The following is a 12,884-nucleotide window of genomic DNA, read 5'->3' as shown; positions in this document are numbered from 1 at the left end:
GGAATCTGTAAGAAATTGTGGGTTTCAGTCCATGTTTATACTTCAATGCCTTGCCGTGACAGCAAGGCATTGGTACATTTAGTGCAATTTTTGTCTTCTAATTCTTGCAGGATGAGCGAAGAATATGTTTAAAAAGCTTCGTGGCATGTTTTCAAACGACCTATCGATTGATTTAGGTACTGCCAATACCCTTATATATGTAAAAGGCCAAGGCATTGTTCTTGATGAGCCTTCAGTTGTAGCTATCCGCCAAGATCGTGCGGGTTCTGCAAAGAGTGTCGCTGCGGTTGGTCACGCTGCTAAGCAAATGCTTGGCCGTACGCCTGGTAATATCTCAGCAATCCGTCCAATGAAAGACGGCGTAATTGCTGACTTTTACGTAACGGAAAAAATGCTTCAGCACTTCATTAAGCAAGTGCATGATAACAGTGTTCTTAAACCAAGCCCTCGCGTATTGGTTTGTGTTCCTTGTGGTTCAACGCAAGTTGAGCGCCGTGCAATCCGTGAATCAGCACTGGGTGCTGGTGCTCGTGAGGTTTACCTAATCGATGAGCCTATGGCTGCTGCGATTGGTGCAGGCCTACGTGTATCTGAGCCAACAGGTTCAATGGTGGTTGATATCGGTGGTGGTACGACTGAAGTTGCCGTTATCTCACTAAACGGCGTGGTTTACTCGTCTTCTGTACGTATCGGTGGTGACCGTTTTGATGAAGCTATCATCAACTACGTTCGTCGTAACTACGGCAGCTTGATCGGTGAAGCAACAGCCGAAAAGATCAAACACGAAATCGGTTCTGCTTACCCAGGCGATGAAGTCGATGAGATTGAAGTACGTGGTCGTAACCTTGCTGAAGGTGTTCCTCGTAGCTTTAGCCTGAACTCAAATGAAATCCTTGAAGCGCTTCAAGAACCTTTATCTGGCATCGTATCTGCAGTAATGGTTGCACTTGAACAGTGTCCACCAGAGCTTGCCTCTGATATCTCAGAAAACGGTATGGTACTGACAGGTGGTGGTGCACTGCTTAAAGACCTTGATCGCCTGCTAACTGAAGAAACGGGTATCCCTGTTGTTGTGGCGGAAGAGCCATTAACGTGTGTTGCTCTAGGCGGTGGTAAAGCTCTAGAGATGATCGACATGCACGGCGGTGATCTTTTCAGCGAAGAATAGTATCTAGTGTTAGGCTCTTTTCTTATCTAGTTTTATGTCAAGAGCCTAACACCTTGTCTATAGGATCAAATGTCGCTCTAGGACCAAATATAGAATGAAGCCAATTTTTGGTAGAGGTCCCTCTCTACAATTGCGCCTGTTTTTTGCTGTAACATTATCAGCCAGCCTTATGCTGGCTGATAGTCGTTTAGATGCATTCTCAAATGTCCGCTATCTATTAAACAGCATGGTTGCGCCAATTCAGTATGCCGCTAATTTGCCTCGCACCATGTTTGATGGCGTATACGACCGTTTTAGTACTCGTAAAGGGCTCATTGAATCCAACCATAATATTAAACGAGAAGTCTTGCGACTGAAGAGCGAGTTGATTCTGCTTGAGCAATATCAAGAAGAAAACAAGCGCCTTCGCAAGCTATTAGGCTCTCCGTTTATTCGTGATGAGAAGAAGGTCGTCACAGAGGTTATGGCGGTGGATACTTCACCATACCGACATCAAGTGGTGATCGACAAAGGTCAGATTGATGGAGTGTACGAAGGTCAGCCTGTGATCAATGAAAAAGGCATTGTTGGTCAAGTCACTTTTGTTGCTGCTCATAATAGTCGTGTTTTGCTACTGACTGATGCAAATAACGCAATTCCTGTTCAGGTTATTCGTAACGATATACGTGTTATTGCTTCTGGTAATGGCATGATTGATGAGATCCAGTTAGAGCACATTCCAACCAGTACAGATATCCAAGAAGAAGATCTGCTGGTGACATCTGGACTTGGTGGTGTATATCCAGAGGGTTACCCAGTCGCTTATGTGACTGCCGTTGATTATGATCCGAAGCGTGAGTTCGCCGTTATTAAAGCAGAACCTGTAGTTGAGTTTGATAAGCTCAGATACTTGTTGCTTGTGTGGCCTGATGAAAATAAACAGATGCAAGCAGAACAATCCAGTATCGAACAAGCATTGTTAGAAGGTGAAAATGGCCAATAGCGTTTTAAGAAGCAAAGTCGTAATTGGCTGCTCATTTTTGATAGCACTTATTCTACAAACGATCCCTTGGCCGGGTAGTTTAGACCTATTCAGGCCATCTTGGTTATTACTGGTTACCTGCTATTGGGTTTTAGCGTTACCTTACAGAGTTAACGTTGGTAGTGCTCTAGTACTGGGCTTATTGTGGGACCTTTTGATCGGTTCGACTCTCGGTATTAGAGGCATGATGATGGCAATAGTAATGTACATTATTGCAATGAACTTCCTCGTGATTCGAAATATGGCGCTATGGCAGCAAGCGATAATCATTGCAGCCTTAACAGTGTTGTTTGAAGTGCTGATATTCTTTGGTGAATATTTGATCCAAGATGTCGTTTTCAATCCGTTATCGCTATGGAGCGCATTGATAAACTGTATACTTTGGCCTTGGATGTTTTTATTAATGAGACGTGTACGTCGCCATTGGCATGTAAGGTAGAGTGACGATGGAAAAGAAACATTTAGTTTTGGCATCCGGCTCTCCACGCCGCAAAGAATTGTTATCTCAACTCGGTTATGAGTTTTCTGTCCTTGTAACTGATGTCGAAGAATGTAAACACGCTCAAGAAACCGCCGAAGAGTACGTTAAGCGACTATCTTTAGATAAAGCCTTAGCTGCGTTGTCTTTATTGAAAGGTAACCCTTCTGAAAAACAGCATGTTGCTTCTGGTTCTGATACTGTAGTTGCTAGTTCTCTTGATTCTGAAACAGTGGTTCTGGGCTCTGACACAGTCGTCGTAAGCCAAGGGCAAGTGCTCGAGAAGCCAATAGACCTTGCTGACTCTAAGCGTATGCTTACTCAGTTAGCGAATGATCGTCACCAAGTGATGACGGCAGTTTCTGTTGTATCGGAAGAAAAACAAAAGACAGAAATCATTATTACCGACGTATGGTTTAAACCCCTCAGTGAAAAAGAAATAGAACAATACTGGCAAACAGGGGAGCCATGCGATAAAGCTGGTAGCTATGGGATCCAAGGTTTGGGCGGACGCTTTGTTACCCGAATCGAAGGTAGTTATTACGCCGTTGTCGGCTTACCTTTATTTGAAACGGACCAGCTACTGCAAGAATTCTTATAATTACTAATCTGAGGTGCACCATGAGTGCTGAATTGTTGCTGAACGTGACCCCGAGTGAGACTCGTGTGGCCATGATTGAAGGGGGAGCTCTTCAAGAGATCCATGTCGAACGAGATGCTCGACGCGGGATCGTAGGAAATATCTACAAAGGACGTGTAAGCCGTGTTTTGCCTGGAATGCAGGCGGCATTTGTGGATATTGGCCTTGATAAAGCAGCTTTTTTGCACGCCTCTGATATTGTCCCCCACACTGAATGTGTTGCTGAGAATGAAAAGAAGCAATTTCAGGTTCGTGATATTTCAGAGCTTGTTCGCCAAGGGCAAGATATTGTCGTTCAAGTGGTCAAAGATCCTCTTGGTACCAAAGGTGCCCGTCTAACCACAGACATTACTTTGCCATCTCGTTATCTGGTATTCATGCCGGGCGCAAGCCACGTTGGTGTTTCTCAGAGAATTGATAGTGAGTCAGAACGCAACCGCCTAAAAAAAGTCGTGTCTCGTTACTGTGACGAGCACGGTGGCTTTATCATCCGCACGGCAGCAGAAGGCGCAGATTCAAATGAGTTGGCGCAAGATGCCGCATTCTTGAAGCGATTATGGCTAAAGGTGTTAGAACGTCGTGGTAAGCACAAAGCTCGTACTCGCTTGTATGGTGAGTTGTGCTTAAGCCAACGTATCTTACGTGATTTTGTCGGTACTGAGCTGAGCAAGATTCAGGTCGATTCTCGTCTAGAATATGAAAATCTAAAAGAGTTTACTTCTGAATACGTGCCTGAGCTAACAGACAAGCTTGAGTTGTATGAAGGTGATAAGCCTATCTTTGATATGTACGATACCGAGAACGAAATTCAACGTTCATTGGATCGCAAAGTCGAATTGAAGTCTGGTGGGTATCTGATTATCGACCAAACAGAAGCGATGACAACCGTCGACATCAATACTGGTGCCTTTGTTGGTCGTCGTAATCTAGAAGAGACGATTTTCAATACTAACGTCGAAGCGACACAAGCTATTGCTCGTCAACTTCGCCTTCGTAACTTAGGCGGCATCATCATTATCGATTTTATTGATATGCTGTCTGAAGAACACCGTAAGCGAGTACTAACTTCTTTAGAAGCTGCATTAGACAAAGACCGTGTGAAAACCAACATTAATGGCTTCACACAGCTTGGTTTGGTTGAGATGACTCGTAAACGTACTCGTGAAAGTATTGAGCATATTCTGTGTTCTAGCTGCCCTGCTTGTGAAGGTCGCGGTAGCGTGAAGACAGTTGAAACCGTTTGTTATGAAATTCTTCGAGAGATCACACGAGTGAATCGCGCGTATGACGCCGATAAGTTTGTTGTTTATGCGGCGGCTGCCGTTGCCGAGGCGTTAGAAGGCGAGGAATCTCACGCGCTTGCTGAGCTTGAAGTGTTTATTGGTAAGCAAGTTAAAATCCAGGCTGAGCCTCTGTACATACAAGAGCAGTTTGATGTTGTTATGATGTAATGGATATTTTGTGAGTTCAAGCGTTACTCTGATTCTTCGTACATGTTTATGGTTAGTGGTTACTCTCTTAGTAACACTAGCCATTGCTGTCACTACACTGCGTGTAGCCTTACCCAATTTAAATAAGTATCAATCTGAAATTGAGCTTTGGGTAAACCAACATTCCGGTTTTGAGTTTTCTATTCAAGATGTGGGTGGTTTTTGGCGTAACACTCATCCCTCTATTGCTCTGCAAGGTGTTAAGGCTAGCCTTCCCAACGCAGAAGATGTAGCTTTCTCTGTTGAGCGTGTTGAAGTTGAGTTTGACTTGATTCAATCGGTCGTGCAGATGCGTCCTGTCGTGGCCGATTTGGTCATGAATCAAATGTACCTCGACATCCGCTCAATTGATCTATTTGCCGGGCAAAACGGTAAAGATGTACCTAAAGACCCCGGCTCTTCCAAGCGAGTGATGCAGGAGCTGGACAATTTACTTTTAAAAACTTTGGTGGATGTGACCGCTAAAGATTCCTCTCTTCTATATCGAACTATCTCTGGTGAAGAACGTCAGCTTGATCTCGAAACTTTAAAATGGCAAAACTCAGGTAAACATCACCTTGCGGAGGGTGTAGTAAGTATTAAAGACGCTAACCTCAACTCTTTGTCAGTAAGTGCTAACTTTGTTGATGGTGGTTCTTTAACTGATATGACGGGCGAGTTTTATGTCAGCGCGGATAGTATCTCAGTAATGCCTTGGTTAACTCGTTATATGCAGGCAGAATCCGGCATTGAGACGGGCACGGTGAGCTTGAATAGCTGGCTAACGCTACGAAATAGCAAGCCAGTTAGCGCTTATGTTGAGGTATTACCTTCAGAACTGACTTGGAATGAAGATGGTCAACATGACTTGATGCTTGAGTCGGGTGTTTTTAAATTATCACCAATTGATGGTGGATGGCAGGTAAATGGTCACTCACTAAATCTAAGAACGGATGACAGGCCTTGGCCTGAGCTTGATGTCGCTTTCAAGTGGAATAAAGGCCCGTGGGAACTTAATGTTTCTGAACTTGATGTTGAAACCATTACCCCGTTGATCAAGTTGATGCCAGATTCTTCGCAATCTACCCAAATGATCAATGCATTGGCTCCGGGCGGTATCGTTTCAGACATTCGCGTTGCGATGGGCTCTGGAATTGAAAGCTTGCGTTACTCTGCGAACTTTTCCGATTTGGCGATCGAACAATGGGAGTTAGTCCCTGGCTTTAGCCAAGTATCAGGGCATGTGTTTGGCTCGGCTTCGGAAGCGAAAGCCAGCTTATATGTTATTGATGATGTGTTTCCTTATGGTGATGTTTTCCAAGCGCCTCTGAATATCAAACAAGGTCAGGTTGATATTGTTTGGCAGCAAGATGAAAACGGCTGGAAACTGTGGTCGGACAAAATCACTGCAGCCACGCCAGATTTACAAGTACTAGGCGCATTTCGCTTGGACTTTCCAAATAACGCTAGCCCTTACCTTTCTTTTTATGGTGAAGCGGACGCTTACAACGTCGGTGAAACATGGCGCTATTTACCGACATTGGCACTTGGCCAAGACTTAACCGATTACCTTTCAACGGCGATTCAAGCGGGTAAGGCCGACACCGTTAAATTACTCTGGCATGGTGAATTAGCCCAATATCCGTACACCAATCATGATGGCATTTTCCAAGTTTGGGTTGGCTTAGAAGACGCTAAGTTCAGCTTCGATACCGCGTGGCCATTGATAACCGACCTTCAACTTGATCTGTTATTTGAAAATGATGCGATGTATTTAGACTCTCGCTCCGCTCAATTGATGGATGTGGCGGCAGATCGAATCACTGGTCGTATTCCTTATTTAGGGGAAGGCGGTCATATCGAAATTGAAGCTAAAGCAACGGCGTCTGGTAATGCAGTTCGAAATTACATGACTGCTTCGCCACTCGTAGATTCTGTGGGTGCTGCGTTAACTGCGCTTAAAGTGAGTGGTGATGTCTCTTCTGAGTTCCAGCTTAATATTCCGTTTGATTCTGAACAAGAACCTAGAGCGTGGGGATATGCAGATCTGAGTGGTAATCATGTTGAGATTGAAGCTCCACCAATGGTGCTAGAGAACACCACTGGTCGTATTGAATTTGATAATGATGTCGTGACAGCAAGTGGTCTTGCAGCTGATTTGCTTAATCAAGGTATCTCGGTTGACTTTAAAGGTCTTAATGATGGACCTGGCTATGCAGTGGATCTTGATGTGTTAGGTGATTGGGACGTCAATCCTCTAAAGCCGTATGTCGGAGAGCAGTGGTTAAGCCGTTTGTCGGGTCATGCACAATGGCAAAGCCAGATCGATATTCAACTTAATGATATTGGTTTTACTTACCAACTCGACTTACAGTCAGACCTCAAATACTTAGCGAGTGATTACCCATACCCATTAGCTAAAAAGTCATTAGAAAGTGGCTCGGCAAGGCTACAAGCCTCGGGCAATCAAGAATCGATTACCGCGCGTCTGCAATTGCCGAGCACTAAATACCAAGCTGAGATTGATATTTCCGGCGATGTTCCTGAATTAACGGCGACCAATTTAGTCCTTGGTCGTGGTGGCTATAAAATTAGCCCCGTGGTAGGGCACCATGCCTTGATTCGTACCGATAAGTTCAATGCCGATGACTGGCTGTCAGTAGTCATGGAGCCAGTGCAACCATCGGATGCTGTCCTTAGCCAGATGAACACGCCAACCATTCCAGCGCCACGTCGCATCACCTTCGAGAGCAAAGAGCTGATCTTAGGTGGTATTTCTTGGAATGATGTTGATTTTAGCGCTCGAAAAAATAAGCAAGCATGGCAAATGGAAGTGTCTAGCCAAGAGCTAGAAGGAGATATTAACTACCTGCCACCTTATGATTTGACGGTTTCATTGGATCGCCTGCATCTGTTTGTTCCTGGGTGGAGTGACAAGAAAAACCAAGATCAACTGCTACAGCGTAAGGCGCAAGAAGCACCATTGATCTCTGAGTTGGATAGAAAGCTCCATGATGCGATGCCGAATTTGACGCTGACCTTGAACGACTTCTGGCTTCAAGGCTATAAAGTTGGCAAGGTTGATGTTGAAATGGCGAGAAAGGAAGACCGCATTGAGTGGAATAAGATTCAGGTGAGAAGCGGCGGAAATAAAGCGGATATCAGTGGCTGGTGGGAACTGCAAGGCGATAAGAGTCATTCATCGTTAACTCTTGATGTTGAAGGTGAAAACAACAGTGAGTTAATGGAGCGTTTCGGTATTACTTCCGGGATTCAAAAAGCGCCCTTTGAGTTAGAAGGTCAATTGACTTGGGATGGTTCGCCTTGGGGGATCAAAATGGATACCCTTGATGGCAACGTTAAAACCCAATTTGGTAAAGGTATTATCTCGGATGTGAGTGGCGCAGCTCGATTACTGGGGCTGTTTAGCCTAGATTCGATTATCCGTAAGATGCAGCTCGACTTCTCGGACGTATTTGATAATGGCATGGCATTCAACAGCATCACAGGAACTGGCGAGATTCAAAATGGTATCTTTCTGACTAACGATCTGAATATGGATGCGGTCGCCGGTGAGATGAAAATAAAAGGGATCGCCAACCTCAATACACGCGAGGTCGATGCTGAAGTGAACTTCACCCCAGATATCACCTCCGGGATTCCAGTATTAACGGCTTTTGCGGTAACGCCTCAAACAGCGCTATACGTGTTAGCGGTGACTACGGTTATTTCTCCGGTTGTTGAAGTCTTTACCCAAGTTAATTATTCGGTGAAAGGGCCGTTGGATTCACCAACAGTGAGCGAGCTTTCTCGCAGTTCTGGAGAATTCCAGCTACCAGAAAAACTCAGAAAATTAGCCGAATAAGCCTTAAATTAGCCAAATAAACCTTAAATTAGCCGAAAAAAACTTAGTATCCTAATCAGCTAATATACGGTGAAATGCTGATTTCTGAATCATAATGAATGGAGGAGCGATACACATGGATTGTGTTGGGTTGATTCAAATGACATCAGGCCCTCGACCTGACTTGAACTTTGATTATCTTGCTCAAGAAGTAGCAAAGTGCAAAGAGTTGGGGGCTAAGTGGGTTGTGTGCCCTGAAAATGCGTTAGTCTTTGGCAGTAAAGCCGACTATCACCAGTATGCTGAGCCTCTAAATGATGGCCCACTGCAAAAGAAAGTCTCTGAGCTAGCAAAGCTTTACCGAATTTGGATTGTTATTGGCAGTATGCCGATAAGCACAGCTAAAGGCGTGACTACCACAACTTTGGTGGTTGATGATTTTGGTTGCCTCGTTGCTCATTACGACAAGCTACACATGTTTGATGTGGATGTCGCTGACGCACATAAGTGCTATCGAGAATCGGATATTTTCACGCCCGGTGACCGAGTGGTAACAACGGAAACGCCTTTTGGTCGCTTAGGTTTGAGTATTTGTTATGATGTGCGCTTTCCGCACTTGTATTCAGAGTTACGCAAGCAAGGTGCACAAATCATAGTGGTACCGGCAGCTTTTACCGCAGTAACAGGGCAAGCTCACTGGGAAGCATTATTAAGATGCCGCGCGATCGAAACACAATCGTGGATTATTGCGGTAGGGCAAGGCGGAAATCATCCTTGCCAAAGAGAAACATGGGGACACTCAATGGTGGTTGATCCATGGGGACGAGTGGTTGCACAGCTAGACCAAGATCCTAAAAGTATGGTGGTTGAGATAGACACATCCAGTTGCGAATCAATCAGGCAAAATATGCCAATCGCGCAGCATTCTCGATTTACCAATCAATTTTAATTACAAATAAGAGCCATTTATGAGCATCAATCAAATTGAAGAAGCGCTACTGAACCCAACAGGGCTGACGGAGCAAAATATCGCAGATACATTGGCGAGCATTGCTACCCGCCAAATTGATTATGCTGATATCTACTTTCAGTCAAGCTGGCATGAATCTTTAGTGCTAGAAGACAGCATTATTAAAGACGGCTCTTTCAATATCGATTGTGGTCTTGGTGTACGAGCGGTCTCTGGTGAAAAAACCGGTTTTGCTTACTCTGACCAAATCCAATTGGATGGCCTTAAACAGAGTGCAATCGCGGCTCGCGGTATCGCTAAGCAAGGCCAAAACGGCAAGGTACAAGCTTTCAAGCGCAACTCTAACCAAGCTTACTATGACGCGGTAAACCCGCTAGCAAGCTGGGAAAAGCAGCAAAAGACAGAATTGCTTAAAGCGCTTGATGCTTACATTCGTACTAAAGAGCCGATGGTAACTGAAGTATCGGTAAGCTTAAGTGGTGTACATGAGCAGATGTTGGTTGCGGCAACTGATGGTACTTTCGCTGGTGATATTCGCCCGCTGGTTCGTCTATCAATTAGCGTACTTGCACAGAAAGGCGATCGTCGTGAACGTGGCAGTGCCGGTGGCGGTGGTCGTTTTGGTTACGATTTTTTCTTAAGTGATGCTAACGGTTCTCAAGTTGCTTACCAGTTCGCTGATGAAGCCATTCGCCAAGCATTAGTTAACCTTGAAGCGGTTGCTGCGCCTGCTGGTGCAATGCCTGTGGTTCTTGGTTCTGGTTGGCCTGGTGTTCTACTGCATGAAGCGGTAGGCCACGGCTTAGAAGGTGATTTCAACCGTAAAGAGTCTTCAGTATTTTCTGGCAAGATCGGCGAGCAAGTTACATCAAGCCTATGTACGATTGTTGATGACGGCACATTAACGGATCTACGCGGTTCATTGAACGTTGATGATGAGGGTGTTAATGGTCAGTACAATACGCTAATCGAAAACGGCATCCTAAAAGGTTACATGCAAGATAAGCTAAACGCTCGTCTAATGGGTGTCGCGCCGACAGGTAATGGTCGTCGTGAGTCTTACGCGCATCTTCCAATGCCACGTATGACGAATACATACATGCTGCCGGGCGAACACACACCGGAAGAGATCATTGCAACGGTTGAGAAAGGCATCTACGCACCGAACTTCGGTGGCGGTCAGGTTGATATCACATCAGGTAAGTTTGTGTTCTCAGCTTCTGAAGCGTACATGATTGAAAACGGCAAGATCACTCACCCAGTGAAGGGCGCGACGCTGATCGGTTCTGGTATCGAAGCAATGCAGCAGGTGTCTATGGTCGGTAATGACCTAAGCATTGACCGTGGTGTTGGTGTTTGTGGTAAGGCTGGTCAAAGTGTACCAGTGGGTGTTGGTCAACCAACATTGAAACTAGACTCGCTAACGGTTGGTGGTACTGAGTAATTCAGGTCAGCAGCACGAGTTAATTTCAAAATCTCTCGTCATAAAATAGATTGAAAGCGCCTCTATTGTGAGGCGCTTTTTGTTTATAGGTTACTGGTTCAGTGAGCGCGCAGAGTCTACATGTTCTCTTCCGCGAACTCAGCCAGTCGGCTACGCACCACACCATTGAGGTGGATGTTGGCACTGCCTTCGAAGTTTTTAAAACGCTCGACCATGTAGGTGAGCCCCGAGGTCACAGGAGTTAGGTAGGAAGAATCTATCTGCGCTAGGTTTCCTGAGCAGACGATCTTGGTTCCTTCACCACAACGGGTGATGATGGTTTTGATTTGTGAAGCGGTGAGGTTCTGACACTCATCCAAAAGCACAAACGCATTCTGAATTGAACGGCCACGCATAAAGTTAATCGATTTGAACTGGATGTTAGCTTTATCACAGATGTACTTCATTGAGCCTTCGGTGCAGTGATCATTCTTGTGCAGCGCTTCCAGTGTATCGGTCACTGCAGCTAACCAAGGCAACATCTTCTCTTCCTCTGTACCCGGAAGAAACCCTATCGACTCACCTATATCTGGGGTGTTTCGGGTTACGATGATCTTATCGAACTGCTTACGCTCAATGGTTTGTTCAAGTGCAGCTGCCATGGCTAACAGCGTCTTACCACTCCCCGCTGCGCCTGTAAGAATCACCAGATCAATATCAGGGTCGAGCAGGGCATCGATCGCCATGCCTTGATAAACGTTTTTGGGTGTGATGTCCCATGCTCTGCGATTCATTAGTCTTTCGCGACTGAGGTCTCTTAGTGTAATACTTTCAGTTTCAATCTCTTCGACTCGAGCGGCAAAGTCACTTTCTTCGTCAATCACATACTGGTTGAGAAAGGTTGGCTCGAACGGCGCTCTTGCTAAGGTGTGCAGCGTCTTTCCGCCTAAACTTCTGCTCTCGACATTATCGATACCGTCCCAAAATGAGCCTTCCAGTTGTTGGAAGCCTTTGGTGAGGTATTGGATATCATCAATCAATTGGTCGGTTTGATAGTCTTCAACAAAACGGACACCAGCGCCTTTGGCTCGTAAACGCATGTTGATGTCTTTGGTGATAAGAACCACTTCTCGTGGCGCGCGTTTATTTTGAAGATAGAGGACTGCGTTGAGGATTCGGTTATCGCCAGCTTTGTCATCGGCGAAGGCTTTGATACTTTCTTGAAGTTCGTAGTCAGCGAGTATTGAAATACTGCCAGATGCGTTTATGTCTTTAGAAAAAGGGATGCCTTCCGATATTTGGTCTGGTGTGGCTTCCCTGAATAAGTCTTCGAGCGTTCGAATCGCAATTCTCGCATCACGAGCAACATCTCTTTTACTGTCTTTGATTCTGTCGAGTTCTTCTAGCACTGTCATTGGGATAACGACATCGTGCTCTTGGAAAGAAAATATAGCGAAGGGTTCGTGAAGTAGGATATTGGTGTCTAAAACAAATAGCTTCCGGTTGGTCTCGCCCATAGCATCTCCTTGCCGACGTGCGGCTTGCCTTGCATTCATTGAACGTAGATTAAGCTCATATAAAGGTTAGTATCTGATTCTAGTGATAGTCAACAACTCACCTAAACTTCATTTGAGAGCTGCATTCTGCTCTCCATAGAATAACCATGATTTTTTGACAGTTTGATTGCACTTATGAAAACAGAAAAAAAGTATGAAATCGTCTCCTTTAGGCGTGACCTAAATCACAGCATCGAGTAAGATTAGCGACCTTTTTCTGCACCATTTTCTCAAGATATTTATTATTAAGAGCGCACTTAAAAAGTGGCTGCAAACTAGGCATTTTTGGCTATATTTTTAGTTCAAGAGCAATAA

The 12,884-nt window shown here is 45.1% G+C and carries 9 protein-coding genes; 8 read left to right on the top strand and 1 reads right to left on the bottom strand.

Annotation, left to right across the window (positions count from 1 at the left end):
• Nucleotides 1-124 precede the first annotated feature (124 nt).
• From AB6D07_RS06770 to tldD, 8 genes are all read left to right on the top strand, one after another.
• Nucleotides 125-1,168 (top strand): rod shape-determining protein, encoded by a 1,044-nt coding sequence (locus AB6D07_RS06770; protein ID WP_009847850.1) that lies wholly within the window; start codon nucleotides 125-127, stop codon nucleotides 1,166-1,168.
• A gap of 94 nt (nucleotides 1,169-1,262) precedes the next feature.
• Nucleotides 1,263-2,150, top strand: coding sequence for a rod shape-determining protein MreC (mreC, locus tag AB6D07_RS06765; protein WP_012603147.1), 888 nt, complete (start codon nucleotides 1,263-1,265; stop codon nucleotides 2,148-2,150).
• The gene (gene mreD, locus AB6D07_RS06760; protein ID WP_009847848.1) at nucleotides 2,140-2,628 is read left to right on the top strand and encodes a rod shape-determining protein MreD; all 489 of its coding nucleotides are present in this window, start codon (nucleotides 2,140-2,142) and stop codon (nucleotides 2,626-2,628) included. Before mreC ends, mreD begins: the two co-directional genes overlap by 11 nt.
• 7 nt (nucleotides 2,629-2,635) lie before the next feature.
• Nucleotides 2,636-3,268 (top strand): nucleoside triphosphate pyrophosphatase, encoded by a 633-nt coding sequence (locus tag AB6D07_RS06755; RefSeq protein ID WP_017098896.1) that lies wholly within the window; start codon nucleotides 2,636-2,638, stop codon nucleotides 3,266-3,268.
• Between the two features lie 20 nt (nucleotides 3,269-3,288).
• Nucleotides 3,289-4,758, top strand: coding sequence for a ribonuclease G (gene rng / locus AB6D07_RS06750; RefSeq protein ID WP_009847846.1), 1,470 nt, complete (start codon nucleotides 3,289-3,291; stop codon nucleotides 4,756-4,758).
• A 10-nt stretch (nucleotides 4,759-4,768) separates the two neighbouring features.
• Nucleotides 4,769-8,641, top strand: coding sequence for a YhdP family protein (locus tag AB6D07_RS06745; protein ID WP_017102923.1), 3,873 nt, complete (start codon nucleotides 4,769-4,771; stop codon nucleotides 8,639-8,641).
• A gap of 115 nt (nucleotides 8,642-8,756) precedes the next feature.
• Nucleotides 8,757-9,569 carry a carbon-nitrogen hydrolase family protein gene (locus tag AB6D07_RS06740; protein ID WP_009847844.1) on the top strand — a complete coding sequence of 271 codons (813 nt, stop codon included), beginning with the start codon at nucleotides 8,757-8,759 and terminating at the stop codon, nucleotides 9,567-9,569.
• A 19-nt stretch (nucleotides 9,570-9,588) separates the two neighbouring features.
• Nucleotides 9,589-11,034, top strand: a complete 1,446-nt coding sequence (gene tldD / locus AB6D07_RS06735; RefSeq protein ID WP_009847843.1) for a metalloprotease TldD — start codon at nucleotides 9,589-9,591, stop codon at nucleotides 11,032-11,034.
• A gap of 116 nt (nucleotides 11,035-11,150) precedes the next feature.
• Here the strand turns inward: tldD and AB6D07_RS06730 are convergent, their stop codons facing one another.
• Nucleotides 11,151-12,530, bottom strand: a complete 1,380-nt coding sequence (locus tag AB6D07_RS06730) for a PhoH family protein (RefSeq protein WP_009847842.1) — start codon at nucleotides 12,528-12,530, stop codon at nucleotides 11,151-11,153.
• Nucleotides 12,531-12,884: the final 354 nt, after the last annotated feature.

The organism is Vibrio sp. 10N.239.312.C11, assembly GCF_041466065.1.
Lineage (GTDB): Bacteria > Pseudomonadota > Gammaproteobacteria > Enterobacterales > Vibrionaceae > Vibrio > Vibrio tasmaniensis_A.
Note: the sequence above shows the minus strand (reverse complement) of the source record. Positions and strands in the feature narration are given on the sequence as shown.